This is a genomic window from Citrobacter sp. Cpo142, assembly GCF_030332425.1.
GTDB classification, from domain to species: domain Bacteria; phylum Pseudomonadota; class Gammaproteobacteria; order Enterobacterales; family Enterobacteriaceae; genus Citrobacter; species Citrobacter portucalensis.
In genome coordinates this window covers 100,842-126,469 of the sequence record NZ_JAOWHW010000124.1, presented here as the reverse complement: position 1 = coordinate 126,469, position 25,628 = coordinate 100,842, and the positions used below count along the sequence as shown (strand labels likewise).

The 25,628-nt window shown below is 55.0% G+C and carries 26 protein-coding genes and 1 tRNA gene; 9 read left to right on the top strand and 18 right to left on the bottom strand.

All coding sequences use genetic code 11. From position 1 onward, the window contains the following. The first annotated feature begins 59 nt into the window (after window positions 1-59). Window positions 60-1,985 carry a dihydroxyacetone kinase operon transcriptional regulator DhaR gene (dhaR, locus tag OGY18_RS14005; protein WP_003828512.1) on the top strand — a complete coding sequence of 642 codons (1,926 nt, stop codon included), beginning with the start codon at window positions 60-62 and terminating at the stop codon, window positions 1,983-1,985. Here the strand turns inward: dhaR and OGY18_RS14000 are convergent. The 4 genes from OGY18_RS14000 to OGY18_RS13985 are packed head-to-tail and all read right to left on the bottom strand — an operon-like array spanning window position 1,963 to window position 4,478. Further along, on the bottom strand, window positions 1,963-2,493 hold the full coding sequence (locus tag OGY18_RS14000) for a cob(I)yrinic acid a,c-diamide adenosyltransferase (RefSeq protein ID WP_003828509.1): 531 nt from the start codon (window positions 2,491-2,493) through the stop codon (window positions 1,963-1,965). The two genes, dhaR and OGY18_RS14000, sit on opposite strands and share 23 nt — an antisense overlap. Further along, complete coding sequence (locus tag OGY18_RS13995; protein ID WP_003828507.1) at window positions 2,494-2,847, bottom strand: glycerol dehydratase reactivase beta/small subunit family protein; 354 nt, start codon at window positions 2,845-2,847, stop codon at window positions 2,494-2,496. 16 nt (window positions 2,848-2,863) lie between these two features. Further along, window positions 2,864-4,027 carry a 1,3-propanediol dehydrogenase gene (gene dhaT, locus OGY18_RS13990; protein WP_003024734.1) on the bottom strand — a complete coding sequence of 388 codons (1,164 nt, stop codon included), beginning with the start codon at window positions 4,025-4,027 and terminating at the stop codon, window positions 2,864-2,866. Between the two features lie 22 nt (window positions 4,028-4,049). Next, window positions 4,050-4,478, bottom strand: a complete 429-nt coding sequence (locus OGY18_RS13985; protein ID WP_003828504.1) for a GlcG/HbpS family heme-binding protein — start codon at window positions 4,476-4,478, stop codon at window positions 4,050-4,052. 392 nt (window positions 4,479-4,870) lie between these two features. On the opposite strand from OGY18_RS13985, the gene OGY18_RS13980 reads away from it, so the two are divergent. The 5 genes from OGY18_RS13980 (at window position 4,871) to OGY18_RS13960 (ending at window position 9,823) form a co-directional block, all read left to right on the top strand. Continuing rightward, window positions 4,871-6,538, top strand: a complete 1,668-nt coding sequence (locus OGY18_RS13980) for a propanediol/glycerol family dehydratase large subunit (RefSeq protein WP_003828502.1) — start codon at window positions 4,871-4,873, stop codon at window positions 6,536-6,538. Between the two features lie 11 nt (window positions 6,539-6,549). Beyond that, on the top strand, window positions 6,550-7,134 hold the full coding sequence (locus OGY18_RS13975; RefSeq protein WP_003828500.1) for a propanediol/glycerol family dehydratase medium subunit: 585 nt from the start codon (window positions 6,550-6,552) through the stop codon (window positions 7,132-7,134). Between the two features lie 2 nt (window positions 7,135-7,136). After that, window positions 7,137-7,565 carry a diol dehydratase small subunit gene (locus tag OGY18_RS13970; protein ID WP_003828498.1) on the top strand — a complete coding sequence of 143 codons (429 nt, stop codon included), beginning with the start codon at window positions 7,137-7,139 and terminating at the stop codon, window positions 7,563-7,565. A gap of 10 nt (window positions 7,566-7,575) precedes the next feature. Then, a complete protein-coding gene (locus OGY18_RS13965; RefSeq protein WP_286553393.1) occupies window positions 7,576-9,390 on the top strand; it encodes a diol dehydratase reactivase subunit alpha in 1,815 nt (604 codons plus the stop codon). A gap of 109 nt (window positions 9,391-9,499) precedes the next feature. Next, on the top strand, window positions 9,500-9,823 hold the full coding sequence (locus OGY18_RS13960) for a DUF1889 family protein (RefSeq protein ID WP_001573898.1): 324 nt from the start codon (window positions 9,500-9,502) through the stop codon (window positions 9,821-9,823). Window positions 9,824-10,091: 268 nt separating this feature from the next. Here OGY18_RS13960 and OGY18_RS13955 read toward each other — a convergent pair. After that, a tRNA-Ile gene (locus OGY18_RS13955) sits at window positions 10,092-10,167 on the bottom strand. Between the two features lie 125 nt (window positions 10,168-10,292). On the opposite strand from OGY18_RS13955, the gene mug reads away from it, so the two are divergent. Beyond that, window positions 10,293-10,799 (top strand): G/U mismatch-specific DNA glycosylase, encoded by a 507-nt coding sequence (gene mug / locus OGY18_RS13950; RefSeq protein ID WP_149281949.1) that lies wholly within the window; start codon window positions 10,293-10,295, stop codon window positions 10,797-10,799. Window positions 10,800-10,844: 45 nt separating this feature from the next. Here the strand turns inward: mug and rpoD are convergent, their stop codons facing one another. From rpoD to rpsU, 3 genes are all read right to left on the bottom strand, one after another. Continuing rightward, window positions 10,845-12,692 (bottom strand): RNA polymerase sigma factor RpoD, encoded by a 1,848-nt coding sequence (gene rpoD, locus OGY18_RS13945; protein ID WP_003024699.1) that lies wholly within the window; start codon window positions 12,690-12,692, stop codon window positions 10,845-10,847. Window positions 12,693-12,856: 164 nt separating this feature from the next. After that, window positions 12,857-14,602 carry a DNA primase gene (gene dnaG / locus OGY18_RS13940; protein ID WP_126317393.1) on the bottom strand — a complete coding sequence of 582 codons (1,746 nt, stop codon included), beginning with the start codon at window positions 14,600-14,602 and terminating at the stop codon, window positions 12,857-12,859. Window positions 14,603-14,839: 237 nt separating this feature from the next. Further along, window positions 14,840-15,055 (bottom strand): 30S ribosomal protein S21, encoded by a 216-nt coding sequence (gene rpsU / locus OGY18_RS13935; protein ID WP_001144069.1) that lies wholly within the window; start codon window positions 15,053-15,055, stop codon window positions 14,840-14,842. A gap of 236 nt (window positions 15,056-15,291) precedes the next feature. Between rpsU and tsaD the strand changes: the two genes are divergently transcribed. Next, window positions 15,292-16,305 (top strand): tRNA (adenosine(37)-N6)-threonylcarbamoyltransferase complex transferase subunit TsaD, encoded by a 1,014-nt coding sequence (tsaD, locus tag OGY18_RS13930; protein WP_003024694.1) that lies wholly within the window; start codon window positions 15,292-15,294, stop codon window positions 16,303-16,305. Window positions 16,306-16,392: 87 nt separating this feature from the next. On the opposite strand, the gene ureG is transcribed toward tsaD, so the two are convergent. The 10 genes from ureG to ttdA all read right to left on the bottom strand — a co-directional run bounded on the left by ureG (window position 16,393) and on the right by ttdA (window position 24,468). Next, complete coding sequence (ureG, locus tag OGY18_RS13925) at window positions 16,393-17,010, bottom strand: urease accessory protein UreG (protein WP_286553390.1); 618 nt, start codon at window positions 17,008-17,010, stop codon at window positions 16,393-16,395. Between the two features lie 9 nt (window positions 17,011-17,019). Then, on the bottom strand, window positions 17,020-17,691 hold the full coding sequence (locus tag OGY18_RS13920) for an urease accessory protein UreF (RefSeq protein ID WP_286553389.1): 672 nt from the start codon (window positions 17,689-17,691) through the stop codon (window positions 17,020-17,022). Then, entirely contained in the window at window positions 17,691-18,149 is a 459-nt protein-coding gene (gene ureE, locus OGY18_RS13915; protein ID WP_020996339.1) for an urease accessory protein UreE, read from the bottom strand. Before ureE ends, OGY18_RS13920 begins: the two co-directional genes overlap by 1 nt. A gap of 9 nt (window positions 18,150-18,158) precedes the next feature. Then, a complete protein-coding gene (gene ureC, locus OGY18_RS13910; protein WP_286553385.1) occupies window positions 18,159-19,862 on the bottom strand; it encodes an urease subunit alpha in 1,704 nt (567 codons plus the stop codon). Further along, entirely contained in the window at window positions 19,855-20,175 is a 321-nt protein-coding gene (locus OGY18_RS13905) for an urease subunit beta (RefSeq protein WP_003828455.1), read from the bottom strand. The genes ureC and OGY18_RS13905 overlap by 8 nt, the downstream gene beginning before the upstream one ends. A gap of 9 nt (window positions 20,176-20,184) precedes the next feature. Then, window positions 20,185-20,487, bottom strand: coding sequence for an urease subunit gamma (locus OGY18_RS13900; protein WP_003024678.1), 303 nt, complete (start codon window positions 20,485-20,487; stop codon window positions 20,185-20,187). A 10-nt stretch (window positions 20,488-20,497) separates the two neighbouring features. Then, a complete protein-coding gene (locus OGY18_RS13895) occupies window positions 20,498-21,322 on the bottom strand; it encodes an urease accessory protein UreD (RefSeq protein WP_286553486.1) in 825 nt (274 codons plus the stop codon). Between the two features lie 123 nt (window positions 21,323-21,445). Beyond that, on the bottom strand, window positions 21,446-22,909 hold the full coding sequence (locus tag OGY18_RS13890) for an anion permease (protein ID WP_286553383.1): 1,464 nt from the start codon (window positions 22,907-22,909) through the stop codon (window positions 21,446-21,448). Between the two features lie 48 nt (window positions 22,910-22,957). Then, window positions 22,958-23,563, bottom strand: coding sequence for a L(+)-tartrate dehydratase subunit beta (ttdB, locus tag OGY18_RS13885; protein ID WP_286553379.1), 606 nt, complete (start codon window positions 23,561-23,563; stop codon window positions 22,958-22,960). Beyond that, window positions 23,560-24,468, bottom strand: coding sequence for a L(+)-tartrate dehydratase subunit alpha (ttdA, locus tag OGY18_RS13880; RefSeq protein ID WP_003828445.1), 909 nt, complete (start codon window positions 24,466-24,468; stop codon window positions 23,560-23,562). The genes ttdB and ttdA overlap by 4 nt, the downstream gene beginning before the upstream one ends. A 213-nt stretch (window positions 24,469-24,681) precedes the next feature. Here ttdA and ttdR point away from each other — a divergent pair, with 213 nt between their 5' ends. Further along, window positions 24,682-25,623 carry an L-tartrate utilization transcriptional activator TtdR gene (ttdR, locus tag OGY18_RS13875; RefSeq protein ID WP_063941836.1) on the top strand — a complete coding sequence of 314 codons (942 nt, stop codon included), beginning with the start codon at window positions 24,682-24,684 and terminating at the stop codon, window positions 25,621-25,623. Window positions 25,624-25,628 lie beyond the last annotated feature (5 nt).

The following is a 25,628-nucleotide window of genomic DNA, read 5'->3' as shown; positions in this document are numbered from 1 at the left end:
CTCCCCCTCTGACAGTCACTGCCGGAGGGGTTGTCTATGGTTAAACAGCGGAAAGGGATATGACGGCGCACACGCATAGCATCGGGAAGGAAGTCTCTTCAGTCATTGCCCAGTCATGGCATCGTTGCAGCAAGTTTATGCAGCGGGAAACCTGGCAGGCGCCGCATCAGGCGCAGGGGCTGACCTTTGAGTCGATTTGTCGTCGCAAGACGGCGTTGCTGACGATTGCTCAGGCTGCGCTGGAAGATGCCTGGGAGTTTATGGATGGCCGCCCGTGCGCGCTGCTGATTCTGGATGAATCAGCCTGTATTCTCAGCCGTTGCGGCGATCCGCAGACGGTGGAACAGTTGGCGGAGCTTGGGTTTCGTGACGGCAGCTACTGTGCGGAAAGCATCATTGGCAGTTGTGCCCTGTCACTGGCGACGATGCCGGGACAGCCGACAAAAACCTCTGGCGATCAGCATTTTAAACAGGCGCTGCATCCGTGGTCGTTCTGCTCGACGCCGGTCTTCGATAACCATGGTCGACTGTTCGGCTCCATCTCGCTGTGTTGTCTGGTAGAGCATGAGTGCGTTTCTGATTTATCCCTGACGCTGGCGATTGCCAGAGAAGTCGGCAACTCTTTGCTGACCGACAGCCTGCTGGCTGAATCCAACCGCCATCTGAACCAGATGTACGGGCTGCTGGAGAGTATGGATGATGGTGTGATGGCCTGGAACGAACAGGGCGTATTGCAGTTCCTCAATGCGCGTGCGGCGCTGCTTTTGCATCTCGATGCGCAGGCCAGTCAGGGGAAAAACATTCACGATCTGCTCAATCTCCCCATGCTGCTGCGCCGGGCGATCAAACATGCCCGCGGCCTGAATCACGTCGAAGTTACCTTTGAAAGCCAACATCAGTTTGTTGATGCCGTCATCACCCTGAAACCGATTGTTGAGGAGCAGGGCAACAGCTTTATCCTGCTGCTGCATCCGGTGGAGCAAATGCGTCAGCTGATGACCAGTCAGCTCGGCAAGGTGAGCCACACCTTTGAGCAGATGTCGACTGACGATCCAGAAACCCGCCGCTTGATCCACTTTGGTCGCCAGGCCGCGAGGGGGAGTTTTCCGATCCTACTGTGCGGGGAAGAGGGCGTTGGTAAAGAGCTGCTGAGTCAGGCTATTCACAACGAAAGCGAGCGCGCCAGCGGGCCGTATATCGCCGTGAACTGCCAGCTGTATGCCAACAGTGTGCTGGGGCAGGATTTTATGGGCAGCGCGCCCACCGACGATGAAAATGGTCGGTTGAGCCGTCTTGAACTGGCGAACGGCGGCACGCTGTTTCTGGAAAAAATTGAATATCTGGCGCCGGAGCTGCAATCCGCGCTGTTACAGGTGATCAAGCAGGGGGTATTAACCCGCCTGGATGCCCGTCGGCTGATTCCGGTGGATGTCAAAGTGATCGCCACCACCACGGTTGATCTCGCCAATCTGGTGGAGCAAAACCGCTTTAGCCGTCAGCTGTATTACGCTCTGCACTCTTTTGAGATAGTGATCCCCCCGCTGCGGGCGCGGCGTAACAGTATTCCCTCGCTGATTTATACGAGGCTGAATAGCCTGAAAAAACGTTTTTCATCCAGTCTGAAGATCGACGACGATGCGCTGGCGCAGCTGGTGGCCTATTCGTGGCCGGGCAATGACTTTGAGCTGAACAGCATTATCGAAAACATCGCCATCAGCAGTGATAACGGCCATATTCGGCTGAGCAATCTACCGGATTATCTGTTTGCCGAACGTCCGGGTCTGGAGACGGCGTCTTCACTGCTGCCAGCCAGCCTGACCTTTACCGCTATCGAAAAAGAGGCGATTATCCATGCTGCCCGCGTCACCAGCGGGCGCGTGCAGGAGATGTCGCAACTGCTGAATATTGGTCGCACCACCCTGTGGCGCAAGATGAAGCAGTACGACATTGATGCCAGCCAGTTTAAGCGCAAGCATCTGGACTAGTTTCTTCAATTCTCGCCATCGAGAACAGCGCGTCTGACAGTCGGTTGATATAGCGTCTGGGTTCATCGCGTAACGTCAGCGTTCTGCTCATCGCGATAAGGACCCGCTCCAGTCGGCGCGCCAGGGTTCGCGCGACGTGTAGCTGTGCCGATGGCAGATTTTTCCCCGGAATAACAAACTCTTTGAGCGGGCCGCTTTGCGCCATATTGCGGTCAATAAGCTGCTCCAGCGCCTGAATATCCTCATCGCCAATACGCTGTTGTAAGCGAGCGAGTCCTTTCTCATCGCTGGCGAGTTCCGCACCCAGTACAAACAGCATCTTCTGCATGTCGTGCAGATCCTGGCGTAGTTCAGCCTGGTGCGTGCTGGCATAGCAGACGCCAAGCTGGGAAATCAGTTCATCCACCGTGCCATAGGCCTCAACGCGGATGTCGTCTTTGTCGATACGGCTACCGCCAAACAGCGCGGTCGTGCCTTTATCGCCGGTTCGGGTATAGATGCGGTACATTTAATTTATCTCGCTGAAGGGAAGTACTTTAACCAGTTGACCGGCATTAGCACCGAGGACGCGGAGCTGGGCTGCTCCGGCGCGGATATGCCCACGGATCAGCGCCCGATCTTCGGGCAACTGGGCGTGGGTTAACGCAATATCACCCGTGGCGTTAAGACCCAGACCGACACGTAGCGTTGAGCTTTTGGCCGCAAGTTTGCTCAATGCCAGCGCGCAGTCATGCTCGTCGCAACAGATTGCCCGGCAAGGGACGCCTTGCTCTTCCAGTCCCCAGCACAGCTCATCAAGCACGCGAGTATCCTGCCAGCGTGAGTGATAAAACAGATGTACGCCCGGTGATGAAAGTGACATTGCGCCCCCTGCGTTATCAGAATGCCTGACGGAAGATCTCGGCAATTTCTTTCTCGTTCCCTTTGCGCGGGTTAGAGAAGGCGTTGCCGTCCTTCAGCGCCATTTCCGCCATGTACGGGAAATCGGCTTCTTTGACGCCCAGATCGCGCAAATGCTGCGGAATGCCGATGTCAGCGGAGAGACGGGCAATGGCGTGAATGGCCAGTTCGGCGGCATCCATGGTGGAAAGTCCGTCAGTGTTTTCGCCCATAAATTCTGCGATATCGGCAAATTTCTCCGGGTTAGCGATCAGGTTATAGCGCGCCACGTGCGGGAGCAGTACGGCATTCGCCACGCCGTGTGGCATGTCGTACAGACCGCCAAGCTGATGCGCCATTGCGTGAACGTAGCCGAGGTTTGCGTTGTTGAAAGCCATACCCGCCAGCAGAGAAGCGTAGGCCATGTTCTCGCGAGCTTTCAGGTTGCTGCCCAGCGCTACGGCCTGACGCAAGTTGCGTGCGATCAGGCGAATAGCCTGAATAGCGGCGGCGTCAGTGACCGGGTTAGCATCTTTGGAAATATAGGCTTCTACGGCGTGGGTCAGGGCGTCCATCCCGGTCGCGGCGGTCAGCGGGGCGGGTTTGCCGAGCATCAGCAGCGGATCGTTAATGGAGACCGACGGCAGGTTGCGCCAGCTGACAATCACAAACTTCACTTTGGTTTTGGTATTGGTCAGCACGCAGTGGCGGGTGACTTCGCTGGCGGTACCGGCAGTGGTATTCACCGCAACGATAGGCGGCAGCGGGTTGGTCAGGGTTTCAATCCCGGCATAGCTGTAGAGATCACCTTCGTGAGTCGCCGCGATACCGATGCCTTTACCGCAGTCATGCGGGCTACCACCGCCAACGGTAACGATGATATCGCAATGCTCTTTGCGAAAAACTTCCAGGCCGTCACGCACGTTGGTGTCTTTTGGGTTGGGTTCAACGCCGTCAAAAACCACCACGTCAATGCCCGCTTCACGTAGATGGGCGAGGGTTTTATCTACAGCACCGTCTTTAATGGCCCGCAGACCTTTATCAGTAACCAGCAGCGCTTTTTTACCGCCTAACAGTTTGCAGCGTTCGCCGACAACGGAAATAGCATTGGGGCCAAAGAAGTTCACATTTGGCACCAGGTAATCAAACATACGATAGCTCATAATATACCTTCTTAGATTTAAATTATAATTCAGAGAAACAATTCAGTGCGGTTTCTGCTAATAATCTGTCTTGTTCGACGGTGCCGCCGCTAACGCCAACGGCACCAATTAATTTACCGTTTAATATGACAGGTAAGCCGCCGCCGAAAATAACAATGCGCTGTTGGTTGGTAAGCTGCAAACCATATAGCGAAGCACCCGGTTGTACCGCGTCGGTAATTTCATGGGTGCCCTGGCGCAGGCAGCAGGCGGTATACGCTTTATTAAGAGAGATATCACAGCTGGTGACAAACGCATCGTCCATGCGTTGCATTAGCAGCGTATTCCCGCCGTGATCCACCACGGAAAAGACCACCGGAACGTTGATCTCAAGCGCTTTAGCCTCAACGGCCTGCGCCATTTTTTTTGCAGCCGCCAGCGTAATGGTGGCAATTTGTTGGCTCTTATTCACAATCTCTCCTGAAAATGTTGTAGGGCTGAGGTCACGAAACATATCGCGCAACAGCTATTTTTATCATTGGATTTACCTTATTTTCTCGCCGTACGTTATTAAGTCAATAGGACGGAAATTTCAGGAATATCAAATTTACCTTCCCGGTTTTGCATTTATTGATAATGATCATTTAACCTCGTCACAATTAACGATGGATATTCCTGAATTGCGTTTCAATATGGAACGATGTGTTTTTATTAGGTGCCAAATTGGAACGAAATTAATTTTATTTTTTTATTGCTTGGCTCATTTAGAGTTCGGCCATTGCTGATGAAAGGCGAATGTCGGGTGTTGTGTCCCCGGCAATATGGCCCGGCGTCCCTATTTTTTACCTTTTGAGTCAATAAATCATGAGAAGATCAAAACGATTCGAAGTGCTTGCGAAGCGGCCTGTAAATCAGGATGGGCTGATTGGCGAATGGCCTGAAGAGGGGCTGATCGCCATGGAAAGCCCCTACGATCCGGCGTCGTCGGTGAAGGTGGAAAATGGTCGTATTATTGAGCTGGACGGTAAGAGCCGCGCCGAGTTCGACATGATCGACCGTTTCATTGCCGACTATGCGATTAACGTGGCCGAGGCGGAGCGCGCCATGCAGCTCGATGCGCTGGAGATCGCCAGAATGCTGGTGGATATCCACGTCAGTCGGGAAGAGATTATTGCCATTACCACCGCCATTACCCCGGCGAAAGCGGTGGAAGTGATGGCGCAAATGAACGTGGTGGAGATGATGATGGCGCTACAAAAAATGCGCGCCAGACGCACTCCCTCCAACCAGTGCCACGTGACTAACCTGAAAGATAACCCGGTACAGATTGCCGCCGACGCTGCTGAAGCGGGGATCCGCGGCTTTTCCGAGCAGGAAACGACGGTCGGGATCGCCCGCTACGCGCCGTTTAACGCCCTGGCACTGCTGGTGGGTTCCCAGTGCGGTCGCCCCGGTGTGCTGACGCAATGTTCCGTTGAAGAGGCCACGGAGCTGGAGCTGGGCATGCGTGGGCTTACCAGCTACGCCGAAACGGTGTCGGTATATGGCACAGAATCGGTGTTTACCGACGGTGATGACACGCCGTGGTCCAAAGCATTTCTCGCCTCGGCTTATGCGTCGCGTGGCCTGAAGATGCGCTACACCTCCGGCACCGGCTCGGAGGCGCTGATGGGCTATTCCGAAAGTAAATCGATGCTTTATCTGGAGTCACGCTGCATTTTTATCACTAAAGGCGCGGGCGTACAGGGGCTGCAAAACGGCGCGGTCAGCTGTATCGGCATGACCGGCGCTGTGCCTTCGGGGATCCGCGCGGTGCTGGCGGAAAACCTGATTGCCTCAATGCTCGACCTTGAAGTGGCCTCCGCCAATGACCAGACCTTTTCCCACTCCGATATTCGCCGTACTGCCCGCACCCTGATGCAGATGCTGCCGGGTACCGACTTTATTTTCTCCGGTTACAGCGCGGTACCCAACTACGACAACATGTTTGCCGGATCGAACTTCGACGCTGAAGATTTCGATGATTACAACATTCTGCAACGCGATCTGATGGTTGACGGCGGTCTGCGGCCGGTCACGGAAGAGGAAACCATCGCCATTCGCAATAAGGCCGCACGCGCCATTCAGGCGGTGTTCCGCGAACTGGGCCTGCCGCTGATTAGCGATGAAGAAGTCGAAGCCGCTACTTATGCTCACGGCAGCAAAGATATGCCTGCGCGTAATGTGGTTGAGGATTTGGCTGCCGTGGAAGAGATGATGAAGCGCAATATCACCGGGCTGGATATCGTCGGCGCGTTGAGTTGCAGCGGCTTCGAAGATATCGCCAGCAATATCCTCAACATGCTGAGACAGCGTGTTACCGGTGATTACCTGCAAACGTCGGCCATTCTGGATCGCCAGTTCGACGTCGTCAGCGCCGTCAACGACATCAATGATTATCAGGGACCAGGAACCGGCTATCGCATCAGTGCCGAACGCTGGGCGGAAATTAAAAATATTGCGGGCGTGGTTCAGCCCGGCTCGATCGAATAAGGCGGTACACAGTGGAATGCACAACTGAACGTAAGCCGGTTTTCACCTTACAGGTGAGCGAAGGCGAGGCGGCTAACGCGGATGAACGCGTGGATGAGGTGGTGATTGGCGTCGGCCCGGCCTTTGCTAAGTATCAGCATAAAACCTTGATTGATATGCCGCACAACGCGATTTTGAAAGAGCTGGTTGCAGGCATTGAAGAAGAGGGGTTACATGCGCGGGTAGTGAGGATCCTGCGCACCTCGGATGTTTCTTTTATGGCATGGGATGCGGCAAATCTCAGCGGCTCAGGCATTGGGATTGGTATCCAGTCGAAAGGAACCACGGTGATTCATCAGCGCGATCTGCTGCCGCTAAGTAACCTGGAACTGTTTTCTCAGGCTCCGCTGCTGACGCTGGAAACCTATCGTCAGATTGGTAAAAACGCCGCGCGATATGCACGTAAAGAGTCGCCTTCTCCGGTGCCAGTGGTCAATGACCAGATGGTGCGCCCTAAATTTATGGCCAAGGCCGCGCTGTTTCATATCAAAGAAACCAAACACGTGGTGCAGGATGCTGCGCCTGTCACGTTGCATATTGCACTGGTAAGGGAATGACCATGAACGACAACATCATGACCGCGCAGGATTACCCATTAGCCACCCGCTGCCCGGAGAAAATCCAGACGCCTACCGGTAAGCCGCTAACCGACATTACCCTTGAGAATGTGCTGGCGGGCCGCGTAGGACCACAGGATGTGCGTATTTCTCAGCAAACGCTGGAGTACCAGGCGCAGATTGCCGAGCAGATGCAGCGTCATGCCGTGGCGCGCAATTTTCGTCGTGCGGCAGAACTGATTGCGATCCCGGATGCCCGCATTCTGGAGATCTACAACGCGCTACGGCCGTTTCGTTCTTCGTTTGCCGAGTTGCAGGCCATTGCCGATGAACTGGAACACACCTGGCACGCCAGGGTGAACGCCGGGTTTGTCCGCGAATCGGCAGAGGTATACCAGCAGAGAAATAAGCTGCGTAAAGGCAGTCAGTGACGGAGGCAGCATGCCGTTAATTGCAGGGATCGATATCGGCAACGCCACTACCGAAGTGGCGTTGGCGCAGGATGGCCGGTTTATCGGCAGCGGGATTGTCGCCACGACCGGGATGAAAGGCACGCGGGATAATATCGCCGGGGTAGTCGCGTCCCTGCAGCAGGCGCTGGATAAAACGCCGTGGTCGCTGCAGGACGTGGCAAAAATCTGCATCAACGAGGCCGCACCAGTGATTGGCGATGTGGCGATGGAAACCATCACTGAAACCATCATTACCGAATCAACAATGATTGGCCATAACCCGCAAACGCCCGGCGGCGCTGGCGTGGGTATGGGAACCACCATCGCTGTGGAGAAGTTGGCAGCGTTGAGCGAGGATCGATTTGCCCAGGGCTGGATCCCGCTGGTAGGTGAGGAGATGGATTTCCTTGAGGCGGTTTGGTTTATCAATGAAGCGCTGGATCGCGGTGTCAACGTGGTGGCGGCCATCCTGAAAAAGGATGATGGCGTGCTGGTGAATAATCGCCTGCGTCGGCCAATGCCGGTGGTTGATGAAGTCACTCTGCTGGAGAAGGTACCGGAAGGCGTGCTGGCGGCGGTGGAAGTGGCGGCCCCGGGACAGGTGGTGCGGGTACTGTCGAATCCTTACGGTATCGCGACCTTCTTTGCCCTGACCCCTGAGGAAACGCAAACTATCGTCCCCATCGCCAGAGCGCTGATTGGCAACCGTTCCGCCGTGGTGCTGAAAACCCCGCAGGGCGATGTGCGATCAAGAGTGATCCCGGCGGGTAAGATCTTTATCCGTGGTGAAAAGCGTGGCGGTGAAGCCGACGTAGCGCAAGGCGCGCAGGCTATTATGCAGGCGATGAACGCCTGCGCGCCCGTGTGTGATATTCGTGGTGAAGCAGGCACGCATGCAGGCGGCATGCTGGAGCGGGTGCGTAAGGTGATGGCCTCGCTGACCGGTCATGACATGAACACGGTGCATATTCAGGATCTGTTGGCGGTCGATACATTTATTCCACGCAAGGTGCAGGGCGGCATCGCCGGAGAGTGTTCAATGGAGAACGCCGTGGGCATTGCGGCGATGGTGAAAGCCGATCGTTTACAGATGCAGGCCATCGCCAGTGAGCTGAGCGTCCGGTTAAACACTCTGGTTGAGGTGGGTGGCGTGGAGGCCAACATGGCCGTGGCGGGGGCGTTAACTACGCCCGGATGCGCTGCACCGCTGGCGATCCTCGACTTAGGCGCAGGATCTACCGATGCCGCCGTCATCAATAGCGACGGCGTAGTGAAAGCGGTACATCTGGCCGGCGCGGGGAATATGGTCAGCCTGTTGATTCAAACTGAGCTGGGCTTAAGCGATGCATTTCTGGCGGAGGAAATTAAAAAATACCCGCTGGCAAAAGTGGAGAGCCTGTTCAGCATTCGCCATGAGAACGGCGCGGTGGAGTTTTTCCGCGAACCGCTCAGTCCGTCAGTATTCGCCAAAGTGGTGTACTTGAAAGAGGGCGAGCTGATCCCGGTAGATAACCAGACTTCGCTGGAAAAAATCCGTCTGGTGCGCCGACAGGCTAAAGAGAAGATTTTTGTGACCAACTGCCTGCGCGCGTTACGCCAGGTGTCACCCGGAGGCTCTATTCGCGATATGACGTTCGTGGTGCTGGTAGGCGGTTCTTCGCTGGATTTCGAAATCCCGCAGATGATCACCGATGCGCTGGCGCATTACGGCGTTGTCGCCGGGCAGGGCAATATTCGAGGTACCGAAGGGCCGCGTAATGCGGTGGCAACAGGACTGGTTTTAGCCGGAGAAGCAAAAAAATAGCGCAGAAAACAGCCGCGCAAGCGTTTAGCTGCGGGGTAAGTCAAATAAAGGCGATGTTCTCTTTGATATCCCGGCGGAGTTGGGTACATAGTATAAATGTGTCTCTCACGTGGTTAATTTTAAGGATAAGAGCATGCCAACAGCAATTGAGAAAGCATTGGATTTTATTGGTGGTATGAACACTTCGGCGTCAGTACCACATTCAATGGATGAAAGTACCGCTAAGGGAATCTTAAAGTATTTGCATGACTTAGGTGTGCCAGCGAGTCCGGAAGTTGTGATGGCACGGGGTGAGCAAGAGGGATGGAATCCCGAGTTCACGAAAAAAGTGGCCGGATGGGCAGAGAAAGTCGCCTCCGGTAACCGCATCCTTATCAAGAACCCAGAGTATTTTTCAACCTATATGCAGGAGCAGCTCAAAGAGCTAGTGTGAGCTGACTATCGAATTAAACTCTAACGGACGTTTCCATCTAAGGATGGCGGCGTCCAAATGGGGTTGCCAGTGACATGCTGTTTTCTGAACAGGTGTATCGCGTAAATAGCTTTAGTCCCCGCCAGCCATTTTCTTCCGTGTACTCATTCAACATATTGATGCAAGAAAGTATTGATTTTTCCAGGACAAACTCTTTTTTGCTACATACCAATTTCTACGGAATACCCATAAAAAAAGGACCTGCGATTTCTCGCAAGTCCTTGAAATTTGGTGGCCCCTGCTGGACTTGAACCAGCGACCAAGCGATTATGAGTCGCCTGCTCTAACCACTGAGCTAAGGGGCCGTGGCGGTGGATTATAAAGTAACTCCGCGTTGCAATCCAGACATAAGCGTACGGATGCTGTTTTTATAAACAATGTATTTTCAGTCCGTTATACTTGTTCCCTTGATGTATTGTTCGGAGTAATTATGGTTAAGGACATACTGGCACCGGGGCTGCGGGTGGTATTTTGCGGCATCAATCCGGGGCTATCTTCCGCAGGTACAGGATTCCCCTTTGCACATCCCGCCAATCGCTTCTGGAAGGTCATCCATCAGGCGGGATTCACCGAGCGCCAGCTTAAACCTGAAGAGGCACAGCATCTGTTGGACTTTCGCTGCGGCGTGACTAAGTTTGTCGACAGACCAACGGTGCAAGCCAATGAAGTGAAGCTACAGGAGATGCGTAACGGTGGTCGTCTGCTCATTGAGAAAATAGAAGAGTATCAGCCAGCCGCGCTCGCTATCCTTGGGAAGCAGGCATTTGAGCAGGGGCTTAGCCAGCGTGGGGCGCAGTGGGGAAAACAGACGCTGACCATTGGCGCGACGCAAATATGGGTATTGCCGAATCCCAGCGGGTTAAGCCGGATCACGCTGGATAAACTGGTAGAGGCGTATCGGGAAGTGAATGACGCCCTGGTCAGGCGGGGACTATAAAGAAAAACGCCACCTTGCGGTGGCGTTTATGCTTATGCGGCGAGATTAATCGTCCAGGAAGCTACGCAGTACTTCAGAGCGGCTCGGGTGGCGCAGTTTACGCAGCGCCTTCGCTTCGATCTGACGGATACGTTCGCGGGTAACGTCGAACTGTTTACCCACTTCTTCCAGCGTGTGGTCGGTGTTCATATCGATACCGAAACGCATACGCAGAACTTTCGCTTCACGGGCGGTCAGGCCAGCCAGAACATCGTGCGTTGCGGCACGCAGGCTCTCGGTGGTCGCAGAGTCCAGCGGCAGCTCGAGGGTGGTATCCTCGATGAAATCACCCAGATGCGAATCTTCATCGTCGCCGATCGGCGTTTCCATGGAGATAGGTTCTTTAGCGATTTTCAGCACTTTACGGATCTTGTCTTCCGGCATCAGCATGCGCTCAGCCAGTTCTTCCGGCGTCGGCTCGCGGCCCATCTCTTGCAGCATCTGACGGGAGATACGGTTGAGCTTGTTGATAGTCTCAATCATATGTACCGGGATACGGATGGTACGCGCCTGATCCGCGATCGAACGGGTGATCGCCTGACGGATCCACCAGGTTGCATAGGTGGAGAACTTGTAACCACGACGGTATTCAAACTTATCAACCGCTTTCATCAGACCGATGTTACCTTCCTGAATCAGATCCAGGAACTGCAAGCCACGGTTGGTGTATTTTTTAGCGATAGAGATAACCAGACGTAAGTTCGCTTCAACCATCTCTTTTTTCGCACGGCGGGCTTTCGCTTCACCGATGGACATGCGACGGTTGATATCTTTAACCTGCTCGATGGTCAGGCCGGTTTCTTCTTCAATCTGCTGCAGTTTCTGCAGGCCGCGGTGAACGTCATCTGCAACGTCATGCAGTTTTTCAGACCACGGTTTGTTCATCGCGATTGCCGCGTTGAACCAGGTTTCGCTGGTTTCGTTGCCAGTGAACAGGGTGATGAAGTTTTTCTTCGGCATTTTGCACTGCTCAACGCAGAGCTTCATGATCAGACGTTCCTGAGTACGCACGCGGTCCATCATGACGCGCATGCTGTTTACCAGGTAGTCGAACTGCTTCGGCACCAGGCGGAACTGTTTGAACACTTCGGACAGCTTCTGAATTTCTTCCTGCGCGGCAGCATGGCTGCGGCCTTTCGCTTTGATGGTGTCGCGAGTGATTTCGTACTGAGTACGCAGTTCACCGAATTTTTCACGCGCTAACTCAGGGTCGATGCTGTTGTCATCATCGCTGCTGTCGTCGTCGCCATCTTCTTCATCTTCGTCTTCATCGTCATCCATCTCTTCCTGAGAGAGTTCAGAACCGACGTGGGTCGCCGTTGGCGCCATGTCTTCTTCCGCGTTTGGATCGACAAAGCCAGTGATCAGATCGGAAAGACGTGCTTCTTCAGCTTCTACGCGATCGTACTGCTCAAGCAGGTAGGTGATAGCTTCCGGGTATTCGGCAACGGAGCATTGAACCTGGTTAATCCCGTCTTCGATGCGTTTAGCGATGTCGATTTCGCCTTCGCGGGTTAACAGTTCAACGGTACCCATTTCACGCATGTACATGCGGACCGGGTCAGTCGTACGACCGATTTCGGACTCAACGCTGGACAGAACCTGGGCAGCCGCTTCTTCCGCGTCTTCATCGGTGCTGTTGGAGGTTTCAGCAAGCAGCAGATCATCGGCATCAGGTGCTTCTTCCATCACCTGAATACCCATGTCATTGATCATTTGGATGATGTCTTCGATTTGATCTGAATCGACGATATCTTCCGGCAGATGGTCATTGACCTCGGCATAGGTCAGATAGCCTTGCTCCTTACCACGTTGGACAAGAAGCTTCAGCTGTGACTGCGGGTTTTGCTCCATAAGACGGTATCCACACTTAATTCGTTTGATTGGTGTTGGGCGGTAAAACCGCCAACGGCAAAACGAGGGCATACTTATATTTTGCCGCTGCCTCTCCGTGCGGCTGTCGGGGGCTTCCCGATCGATATTCGGCAGTTAAGCCGTTAAATACTTTTGTCTTTCTGTTATTTCTTGGCCAGTTCCTGGTTCAGTGTCCAGAGTTCCCGGCGTTCTTCGCTGCTTAAACCGTGTGTGCGCTCACGAGCTATCAACTCTTCCTGGCGCAGTTCAAGCATCGAATCAAACATATGGTTGAGTGAGTCGGTGAAGGTTTTTTCCGCGATATCTTTATCTGCTATATCGTCCCACATCGACAGTTTTTCAAGGGTCGCAGCATCATTTGTGCCACGGTAGTGTTCTAAAAGTTGCCCGGTGGTCAGACCTGGCTGAGCCAGACAAGTGTTGACCAGTTCTCTGAATAAGCCAAGTCCAGGCAGCTTATTACTATCCAGTGCGCCTAACGGTGGAACCAGCGGGGCGAGGCCCGGGTTCTGTACCAGCAACCCTATAAGTATACGCATGGTCGTACGTTTTAGCTGTGGAACAGGGCGGGAAGCCCCATTTTCTGCCAGTTTAGGCATTAAACGTTCAAGCTGGCTGTCATCCAGAATGCCGAGCTTGTTCCCCAACTCCTGTCGCAGGTAAATGCGCAACGTTTCGCCTGGTACCTGAGTAATCAACGGTAATGCCAGCGTACTGAGCTGTGCGCGTCCGTCCGGGGTACTCAAATCAACCTGCGGCAGCAGGCTGTTAAATAAAAACGCGGAGAGCGGCAGCGCCTGCTCCATCCGGGCTTCAAAGGCCTCTTTCCCTTCTTTACGCACCAGCGTATCGGGGTCTTCGCCGTCAGGTAAAAACATAAAGCGTAGCTGGCGTCCGTCTGTCATATAGGGCAGTGCGGTTTCCAGCGCGCGCCATGCTGCGTCACGTCCGGCACGGTCGCCGTCGTAACAGCAAATTACGTTGTTCGTCGCGCGGAACAACAGTTGGATGTGATCGGCGGTAGTTGACGTCCCAAGGGATGCCACGGCGTAGTTAATGCCGTATTGCGCCAGCGCCACCACATCCATATAGCCTTCTACCACTAACAGGCGCTGTGGATCGGCGTTATCCTGCTGGGCTTCATAAAGGCCATACAGCTGGCGACCTTTATGGAAAATATCGGTTTCCGGGGAGTTCAGATATTTCGGCAGGGCATCGCCCAGCACGCGTCCACCAAAACCAATGACCCGACCACGTTTGTCGCGGATGGGGAACATCACCCGTTCGCGGAAGCGATCGTAACTGCGTCCCTGATCGTTGGTGACCAACATCCCCGCATCGACCAGCGATTTGCGATTCTCAGCATTGCCGCCAAACCGTTTCAGGACGTTGTCCCAGCCGGGGGGCGCAAAACCAATAGCAAAACGGGTGATAACGTCGCTACTTAATCCTCGCTTTTCCAGGTACTGGCGCGCAGGGGTAGCGGCGGGCTGCATCAAAGACTGTTGATAAAAAGTGTTCAGGCCGTCCATCAATTGATAAAGGCTTTGCCGTTGATGGCGCTCTATCTGACTGGGGCCATTGCCTGCTTCATAGGGCACTTCAAGGTTGTGCATTGCGGCCAGTTCTTCGACGGTTTCCACAAACTCGAGCTTGTCGTAGTTCATCAGAAAGTCGACGGCGTTGCCATGCGCGCCACACCCAAAGCAGTGATAAAACTGTTTTTCACCGTTTACGGTGAAAGAGGGGGTTTTTTCGTTATGGAACGGACAGCACGCGTGATAATTTTTGCCCTGCTTTTTCAGCTTTACCCGCGCGTCGATGAGATCGACGATGTCGGTTCTTGCCAGCAGGTCATTGATAAAAACGCGAGGAATTCGTCCAGCCATAAGCCCCTGTTTTTTGATGACTCATATACACAAAATCATTCAGGATGCATCAAGGCGGCAAGGAAGCGAATCCTCAGGAGCGTACAGCAGTACGTGACTGGGGTGAGCGACTGCAGCCAACACTGAGGCAGCTTGAATGATGACGTGTATAAACGAAAATAAGCCGCGCATTCCTTCCGGAAGCACGGCCTTACAACTACAACTCAGTCTGAATTGAGAGCTTTGGCTCTCAATGGATTAGTACAGACGAGTACGGCGTGCGTTTTCGCGAGCCAGTTTCTTCGCGTGACGTTTCACAGCAGAAGCTTTAGCGCGCTTACGTTCGGTAGTCGGTTTTTCATAGAACTCACGACGACGAACTTCCGCCAGAACACCTGCTTTTTCGCATGAACGCTTGAAGCGACGCAGTGCTACGTCGAACGGCTCGTTTTCACGTACTTTAATTACCGGCATGTAACTCTCACCTTTAATAAATTCGGTTTGCCGCTGGCATCAACGCCAGCTTATTTCAAAATGGTGCGGAATTTTACTGCAATTGCTGCTGCTTTGTAAAGCACCGACGCGATTTTGAAAGGGACTTTTATAAGGACAAGGAGTATACACGAGCGAAACTCCTGGGGCGAACAAAGTTTTACATCAACCCGCATTGGTCCTACACTGCGCGGTAATAAAGCGAGGTAAAACAAGTCATGCGTGTACTGGGTATTGAAACATCCTGCGATGAAACCGGCATCGCCATTTACGACGATGAAAAAGGTCTTTTAGCCAACCAATTGTATAGTCAGGTGAAATTACATGCTGACTACGGCGGCGTAGTGCCAGAACTGGCCTCGCGCGATCACGTACGTAAAACCGTACCGTTGATCCAGGCCGCGCTGAAAGAAGCGGGACTGACGGCAAAAGAGATCGATGCGGTGGCGTATACCGCAGGTCCTGGTCTGGTTGGTGCGCTGCTGGTTGGCGCTACCGTAGGACGTTCGCTGGCGTTCGCCTGGGGCGTACCGGCAATTCCTGTGCACCACATGGAAGGGCATCTGCTGGCGCCAATGCTGGAAGATAATCCCCCTGCGTTCCCGTTCGTCGCGCTGCTGGTTTCCGGCGGTCACACTCAGTTGATCAGCGTCACCGGTATCGGTCAGTATGAATTGCTGGGCGAATCGATTGATGATGCTGCCGGTGAAGCGTTTGACAAAACCGCCAAGCTGCTGGGGCTGGATTATCCTGGCGGCCCAATGTTGTCAAAGCTGGCATCACAAGGTGTTGAAAAACGCTTTGTCTTCCCGCGTCCGATGACTGACCGTCCGGGGCTGGACTTCAGCTTCTCTGGCCTGAAAACCTTTGCCGCGAATACCATTCGTAATAACGAAAATGACGATCAGACCCGCGCTGATATCGCCCGTGCGTTTGAAGACGCGGTAGTTGATACGCTGATGATCAAGTGCAAACGCGCGCTGGATCAAACCGGTTTTAAACGTCTGGTGATGGCGGGGGGCGTGAGTGCGAACCGTACGCTGCGCGCAAAACTGGCCGAGATGATGCAAAAACGTCGTGGCGAAGTGTTTTACGCGCGTCCGGAATTTTGTACCGATAACGGGGCGATGATCGCCTACGCGGGCATGGTGCGCTTTAAAGCGGGTGCAACGGCGGATCTTGGCGTGACCGTGCGTCCACGCTGGCCGCTGGCGGAATTACCGGCAGCATAAGTTTTTTTGCCCGGTGGCGCTGCGTTTACCGGGCTTACAAAACCGTAGGCCAGGTCAGGCGAATCCGCCGCCCGGCGATAGCTCTCACTACATCCGCAACATTCCTTTCTCTTCCAGAAACGCGATAATTTTTTCCAGGCCTTCTCCAGATTTTAAATTACTAAACGTCCATGGACGCTCGCCGCGCATGCGCAAGGTATCGCGCTCCATCACCTCCAGCGATGCGCCGACGTAAGGGGCCAGATCGGTTTTATTGATCACCAGAAAATCGGATTTGGTGATCCCCGGACCACCTTTACGCGGGATCTTCTCGCCTTCAGCAACATCGATCACATAGATCGTCAGATCCGCGAGTTCCGGGCTGAAGGTGGCGCTCAGGTTATCGCCGCCGCTTTCCACAAAAATCAGATCCAGATTACCGAATTTCTCGCTCAGCGCTTCTACGGCGGCCAGATTCATCGACGCATCTTCGCGGATGGCGGTATGCGGACAGCCGCCGGTTTCCACGCCGACGATCCTGTCCGGTTCCAGTGCGCCTGCCTCGGTGAGAATGCGCTGATCTTCTTTGGTGTAGATATCGTTGGTCACCACCGCCAGTTGATAGCTCTTGCGCATGGCTTTGCATAACGCTTCCAGCAGCGCCGTTTTGCCCGAGCCAACCGGGCCGCCAACGCCCACACGCAGGGGATGCTTGTTATTACTCATTTTTTCTCCTCAGGAGCGGAATAATCGGGAATATTGGGTTTCATGCCGGGCAGACGCGATAGCGGCCAGCGGCGTTGCGGAGCCGAGGCTGGCGTCAGGACACGCCAGCGCCTGCGCCAGACCCTGCGCATAGCGATCGCAGAGCGCAATAATCAAACGCTGGGCCGCCTGTTGTCCAAAGGGAACAAGTTTGACGCCGGCCATGACAGCGCTCTCAATCCAGCTGTAGCCGAGGCTTAACGCCAGCTGCGTCAGGGGGATTTTCCAGCGCACGCCCAGCCAGGCCATGCCGCAGAGTTGGCTGTCGATAAAGAGCGCGCGCCACTCCCGCGAGCAGTCCGCTTCCCAGTCGGTGACCAGCCGTGTAAACGCCGCGCCCCGACTGCGTTCTTCATCTCGTAATTCGCGGGTTTCGCGACAGGCCAACAGGTAAGTGCTCCAGCGGCGTGCGGCGGCGAGATCGTCCTGCTCGCAGGCGCGATACAGTCTTGCCAGCAGCGGCAGGTCGACGGTAAAAAAGTTCTGCTCCATCTGCTGGATTTGCCAGGCAGAGAAGTCATCGACGCTTTTCACCCAGCCGATTTCCACCGCCCATTCCAGGCCCTGGGACCAGGTAAACGACCCCACCGGGAGAGCGCTGCTGGCGAGCTGCATCAGACGTAGCTGTTGGCTGTTATGCATCAGTGCGCATGGCCATGATGATGCCCATGTGATTCGCTGGCATAAGCGCCTGCTTCAGGTTCAAACGGCAACTGGGCGAACGTCACCTCAAGATTGAACTGGCGCAGCATGTCGTCCAGCACATGATCGTGGTGGTAACGCAGTTCGTCCGGCAGGATTTGCAGCGGAACGTGGCGATTGCCGAGGTGATAACAGGCTTTGGCGAGCAGGAAAGGATCGGCGCAGCGCACCACGGAAACCGACTCCGGTGCGGCGATCACTTCGATCACTTCGCTGCCATCTTCGGTACTTAGCAGATCGCCACCGCGCAGCAGCAAACCACGCGGTAGCATTAGCCCGGCTTCGCGACCGTCGTTCAGTGCTACCCTGGCGCGACTTTTTACCCGGACATCAATGGGCAGCGTGACGCTTGCAGTAACGCGGTGAGCGTGGTCAAGGCGTTGTGTCAGATAGATCATCGTCACTCCTCAAAACAGAAAATAGCGTTGCGCCATCGGCAAAACATCTGCCGGTTCGCTGGTGATAAGTTCGTCATCAATACGCACCTCGTAAGTCTGAGCATCGACGGTGATATTGGGTTGCAGGCCGTTGTGGATCATGTCGACCTTTTTCACCGTCCGACAGCCTTTGACGACGGCGATAGCGCTTTGCAGATTGAGCTGCTGCGGGATGTTTTGCGCGTCAGCGGCCTGCGAAATAAAGGTCAGCCGGGTGTGGTGCCGTGCCGCGCCAAGCGCGCCGAACATCATGCGATAATGCACCGGCTGCGGGGTGGGGATCGAGGCGTTGATATCGCCCATTGGCGCGCAGGCAATCATCCCGCCCTTGACGATCGTCGCCGGTTTTACGCCAAAAAAGGCGGGCGACCACAGCACCAGATCGGCCAGTTTGCCAGGCTCAACGGAGCCGACTTCATGGGCGATACCGTGGGTTAATGCCGGGTTGATGGTGTATTTGGCGACGTAGCGTTTAACGCGCAGGTTGTCGTTGTCACCGGTTTCTTCTGCCAACGGGCCACGCTGAACCCTCATGCGGTGCGCCACCTGCCAGGTACGCAGGATCACTTCGCCCACTCGCCCCATCGCCTGTGAATCGGACGAGGTCAGGGAAAACGCGCCAATGTCATGCAGCACATCTTCGGCAGCGATTGTTTCCCGGCGAATGCGGGATTCGGCAAAGGCCACGTCTTCGGCGATATCCGGATCGAGGTGGTGGCAAACCATCAGCATGTCGAGATGCTCGTCGATAGTGTTGACGGTATAGGGCAGCGTCGGATTCGTGGAGGAGGGCAGAATATTCGGATGCGCGCAGGCGGTGATGATATCCGGCGCATGGCCGCCGCCCGCGCCTTCGGTGTGAAAGGTATGAATGGTGCGATCGCCAATCGCCGCCAGCGTATCTTCAACGAAACCGGACTCATTGAGCGTATCGCTGTGCAACGCGACCTGGATGTCCATCTCGTCGGCCACGGTCAGCGCGCAGTCGATAGCGGCAGGCGTGGCGCCCCAGTCTTCATGGATTTTCAGGCCAATTGCGCCCGCGCTGATTTGCTCGCGCAGGGCGTCTGGATTTGAGCCATTGCCTTTACCCAGCAAACCAATGTTAACCGGCAACGTGTCTGCCGCCTGCAGCATACGCGCGATGTACCACGGACCCGGCGTACAGGTGGTGGCGTGAGTGCCTGCCGCCGGACCGGTACCGCCGCCGATCATCGTCGTCACGCCAGAAACCAGCGCCTCCTGCGCCTGCTGTGGGCAGATCCAGTGAATATGCGTATCCACGCCGCCCGCGGTGACGATCTTGCCTTCCCCGGCAATGACTTCAGTTCCTACGCCTATCGGGATCGTCACGTTGGGTTGAATATCGGGATTACCTGCTTTGCCGATGGCGAAGATCCTGCCGTTTTTGATGCCGATATCCGCTTTCACGATCCCCCAGTGATCGACGATCAGCGCGTTGGTGATCACCAGATCCACGCATGCATCGGTGCGCATTTGTCCCTGGCCCATGCCGTCGCGGATCACTTTTCCGCCGCCGAATTTGACCTCTTCCCCGTAGGTGGTGAAGTCTTGTTCCACCTCGATCCACAGGTCGGTATCCGCCAGGCGCACTTTATCGCCGGTGGTTGGGCCAAACATGTCGGCGTACGCCTGCCGGGAAATGTCACTCATTATCTGCCTCCAGTGCGCCCATCACTTCGCTGCGAAAACCCACGATCCTTTGTGCACCAGCAACGCGCACCAGTTCGACTTCGCGTTTTTGTCCCGGCTCAAAACGTACTGCCGTGCCCGCAGCAATGTTCAGACGAAAGCCGCGTGCGGCCAGCCTGTCAAAGCGCAGCGCCGGGTTCACTTCGTAAAAGTGATAGTGCGATCCCACCTGTATGGGTCTGTCGCCATGATTTTCCACCACGATCGTGCAGATCTCCCGCCCTTGATTAAGCGCAATATTGCCTTTTGCGATCTGATATTCACCTGGGATCATTGCTGCTCCTTAGACGATCGGGTTGTGGACAGTGACCAGCTTCGATCCGTCCGGAAATGTGGCTTCAACCTGAATATCCGGGATCATTTCCGGTACGCCTTCCATCACCTGATCGCGGCGCAGGACGTGACGCCCGTCTTCCATCAGCGCGGCCACAGTTTGCCCGTCCCGTGCCCCTTCCATGATGAAAGCGCTAATCAGCGCCACCGATTCCGGGTAGTTCAGCTTCAGCCCGCGGGCCAGGCGACGTTCCGCCACCAGCGCGGCGGTAAACAGCAACAGCTTGTCTTTTTCTCTGGGGGTCAGTTCCATAAGGATTCTCTTAGGTTTGCCAGATTCGCGGGAGTACGGGCGCTTTGTGTGTCAGCAGCGGGCGCAGAAATTGCCAGATGCCACGCATAACACGCTGAACAATCAGGTTGTCGTCAGCAAGAAAACGGATTGTCAGCAGCGAGTCGTTAAGCGTTGCCCCGGCGTAATCGCCAAGCGCCGTAAGCCGCTCCCGCGTGCCCTCGAGCATGTGCTCGCTGGCCGGATAACACAGCAACGTACCGACCCAGGGATGATGCGCGACGCCGCTCAGATTCCCCTCCTGCAACTGCAAGCGTTCTATCAGCAGTGGCTGCCCATCTCGCCACACTTCCAGGCGGTTTTGCAGCGTGCCGTAACTGAAAGTCTCTTGCATAACCGGTCGGCCAAGACACAGCAGATCCCAGGCCAGCAGGCGGCTTGCGGATGTCAGATGAAAGACGGTCTGAATAGCGGCGTTGGCGCCGGGAAAGAGGATCGTATCCTGCGGCAGCCACTCCAGCGTCGAGTGGGGGGCGAGGGTAAAATGCTGGCGCAGCAATGCCTGCGGTCCGCGGCTGCGGTAAAACTTTCCCGCGCCAGGCTGGGTGATTAACGCGTGGCTGTTTTCGTCGAGCGTTACGGCGATATGGAGCTCATCCCCGCCGACGATCCCCGCCGGTGGATGAAGCAAATAGAGATGGCAAACGTCCTCTTCCGGGTAAAACGGGCGTTGAACCGTCAATGGACCATGATGACGCGCCGAGGCGAGCACCGTTTTGTGCCCGGTGCAGGTAAAATGCAGATCCAGTTCTGCCTGCCAGCCCCGTGTGAGTGTCTCGTGCGCAACCGTGTCCAGAGCGTTTCCCTTATCAGCATGAGGGTGTTTGCATACAAAAAAGTATGCCTCAGCGCATCGGGAAATCGATCATACGAGAAGCTTATGGATAAAGGGGCGACAATACGTCGCCCCACCAGGGTTTTACAGTAAAACGAGGGGCATCCAGACCAGACCGGTAGTCACCAGCAGCACGAGGAAAATCAGGCCCAAAATAGCACCGAGTCGCCAGTAATCCGCCGTTGGTAAATAGCCGCTGCCGTAGTAGATAGGGCTAGGGCCGGTGGCGTACGGGGTCAGAATGCTGCCCAGACCAATGGCGGCGCCGACCATCAGGCAGAAGACCGGTAGCGGGATTTCCGGCATCGCCAGCGCGGCGGCAATCATCATCGGCGCGAGGGCGGAGGTATAGGCCGTGGCGCTGGCAAAGAAGTAACGCAACAGATAGAACACTACGATGAGTGCTACCATCACCATCATCGGCGAATAACCGCTCAGCCCGTTTGCCAGCAGCTTACCGAACCAGGTAATAAAACCGGTGTTATTGAGCCCGGTGGCCAGCGTGATCAGTGAGGCCAGCCAGAAAAAGACGTTCCACGCGGCTTTATTGCTGACGATGTCATCCCAGCTAATGATGCGCAATACCAGCATCAACGCTACCACGCTGTATCCGACCATCGCGGCGTCAATATAGTCACCGCCGAAGATCCACAGCACCAGCGCGCCGACCATCAGCACCAGCATCTTTTTCTCGCGAGCGCAGAGCGGTCCCATCGCTTTTAGCTCCGCATCCGCCCAGCGTGGCACCTGATCGCCGGATTTCAGCACCGGTGGATATAACACGTACGCCAGCCACGGCACGATCAGCACCAGTAAAATGCTCAGCGGCAGCATGCCTAAGAACCAGTCCCCCCAGCTCAGCGCGGTGTGGGACGCGCCTTTCATCAGACCGATCAGCAGCAGGTTCGGCGCCATTGCCGTTAAGAAAATCGCGCTGGTGACGCAGTCGGCAACTATGCCCATCCACATGATGTAGGAGCCAATAGAACGTGAACTGGCGTCATTGGGCTGGGAGTTGTACAGCGGCGGTAGGTTGCGGATAATCGGGTAGATTATTCCGGCTCCGCGCGCGGAGTTGGAAGGCGTGACGGGGGCGAGGATCAGCTCGGAGAACATTACCGCGTAGCCGAGAAACAGCGTCCTGTGCCCCATCTTTTTCACTAACATCAGCGCGATACGCCGACCGAGGCCGGTCTTCTCATAGCCGGTACCAAACATAAAGGCCGCGAAAATCAGCCAGATAACCGAGTTAGAAAAGCCAGACACGGCCCACGACAGCGATTTGGCGGTAAATTTAAAACCGTCCTGCGCGAGCTGCTCCGGGCTGAACAGGATCCACGGTGAAAGCACGGCGATGATCGAAATACCAATCATCGCCACTACCGCGCCGGGTACAGGTTCCAGAATGAGCCCCACAATCACACCGCTAAAGACGGCAAAATAGAGCCAGGTGTGGCTCTCAAGACCGGTGGGAACGGGCAGAACAGCAATAATGGCGATGACCACCAGCGGAGCCAGGTATCGCCACCAACCAGCTAAAGGTGCCATTGTTGTATCCCTGCGAAAGGGGAGAGGCGTAGCGCCTCTCCGGGACGGTTATTTGATGTAGTGCACGTGCTCGCAGATTTTATCGACGATAGGGTCGCGACGTTCAGCGAACAGCTTTTTGTTTTCAGCGATCAGGTTATTGCCGTGGGTATCGATGGAAACGATCAGCGGGCCGAACTCTTTTACCCGACACACCCACAGGGACTCCGGCATGCCGAGTTCCGTCCAGTGCACCTCTTCGATCTCCTCAACCTGGGTTGCCGCCACGACTGCGCAGCCTGCCGGGAAGATGACGTGCAGCGCTTTAAACTGCTTGCAGCCTTCTTCCGTCAGCGGTCCCATGCCGCCCTTGCCGACCACCAGTTTGACGCCAGTCTGTTTGATAAAGTCTTTCTCAAACGCTTCCATACGCATGCTGGTGGTTGGGCCGACGGAAACCATTTCCCATTTTTCACCGTTCTTACGTACGATCGGGCCCGCGTGGAAAATGGCTTTGCCGTTCAGGTCATAAGGAATCGGGCGCTTCAGTTCGATCAGGCGGCGGTGGCAAACGTCACGGCAGGTCACCAGCGTACCGGTCAGGTAAATGACATCGCCAACGCGAATGTCTGCCAGATCTTCGGCTTTGATCGGGGTTGTGAGGATCTTTTTCATAACGCGCTCCGGGTGTGAGACAGGTTTTCGAAGGAGAGGTCAGCATGAACCAACAGCGTGCCGCGACGGTGGGCCCAGCAGCCGGTAGAGACGGCAACGCCGATAGTCGACGGGTGGCGCGCGGCGGATTCGATATGCACGCCCATCACCGAGCTATTACCGGTCAATCCTTGCGGACCAATGCCCAGACGGTTAAGTCCTTCTTCCAGACGCAGTTCCAGTTCGGCCGCTTTCGGATTCGGATGACGTGAGCCGATAGGGCGCAGCACCGCTTTACGAGAAAGAACGGCGGCGGTTTCTACGGAGGTGGCAATACCTACGCCCACCAGCACTGGCGGACAGGCGTTGACTGCCAGCGTGGAGATATTTTCAAAAACAAATTTCACGACGCCTTCGTATCCCTCAGAAGGCATTAACACTTTTGAGCGTCCCGGCAGCGTACAGCCGCCGCCTGCCATGTAGACTTCGATTTCCGCGTCATCGTTATCAGGGATGATGTCCCAGGTGACCCACGGCACACCGGTACCGGTATTTTTGCCGGTATTCACTTCGTCAAAAATCTCGACCGCGTTATGGCGCAGCGGCGCTTTTACCGTGGCGTCTTCAACGGCCTGCTTCAGGATGCTTTGCAGTTCGCCGAGGAGTGGAAAACGGGAACCGACCTTCACGAAGAACATAATCTCCCCGGTGTCCTGACAGGCTGGGCGGTTCAGGTCGATAGCTTTCTGCATGTTGTCAAACATGGTGTGGTAGATGATTTTACCCATCGGCGAGGTTTCGCCTTCACGCAGCTGTTTTAATTTATCCACGACGTCATCGGGCATGCGGGTAGAAATCATGGCGGTAAAATCAGCGACAATGTTCGTCAGCGTATTTATCGCATTTTGGTTATTTTGATTGCTCATCTTGTTAACTCCAGTTCTTTTATTTATCTGGAAATAAATTCTCCGCCACAAACTACCACTAAAAATGTGGATTAATATTATTTGCCACTGTGAATATCCAATTAACAGTTCGTGAATGATGTCCGGATAAGGCAATAAAAATTGCGCAAAGGCAGGGTTTAAGACGCATGAGAGAATTACACTGCGGTGAACAACATTACGGATAGACCGATCATGCTGAACACGTATCCCCTGGCGAAAGACCTGCAGGTGTTGGTTGAAATTGTGCATAGCGGCAGCTTCAGCGCCGCAGCCGCGACGCTGGGACAAACGCCGGCGTTTGTGACAAAACGCATTCAGATCCTAGAGTCCACGCTGGGGACGACGCTGCTAAGCCGCTCAGCGCGTGGCGTAGCGCTCACGGAGAGTGGTCAACGTTGCTATGAACATGCGCAGGCGATCCTCGCGAGTTATCAGCATCTGGTCGATGACGTCACGCAACTCAAAACGCGCCCGGCAGGGATGATTCGTATTGGCTGTAGTTTTGGCTTTGGGCGCAGTTATATTGCACCGGCAATTACCGAATTGATGCATAGCTACCCTGAATTACAGGTGCATTTTGAGCTTTACGATCGGCAAATTGATTTGGCACAGGATAATATAGATTTGGATATTCGTATTAATGATGAGATTCCGGATTATTATATTGCGCATTTGTTAACGAAAAACAAAAGAATATTGTGTGCGGCCCCACCGTATTTACAAAAATACGGTGAGCCGACGACGTTACAGGAATTAAGTCGTCATGATTGTCTGGTCACTAAAGAACGAGATATGACTCACGGGGTGTGGGAACTGGACAATGGTCAGGAGAAAAAGTCGGTCAAGGTGGCGGGACATCTTTCCTCTAACAGCGGTGAGATTGTGTTGCAGTGGGCGCTACAGGGAAAAGGGATTATGTTGCGTTCCGAATGGGATGTGCAGCCTTTTCTGGCCAGCGGTGAACTGGTGCGTGTGCTGCCGGACTATGCGCAGAGCGCTAATATCTGGGCGGTTTATCAGGAGCCTCTGTATCGCAGCGTGAAGCTGCGCGTGTGCGTGGAATTTCTGGCGATGTGGTGTCAGAACCGATTAGGCAAGCCAGTGGAGGGGTATCACATCCCCCACGCCGGATAAGACGC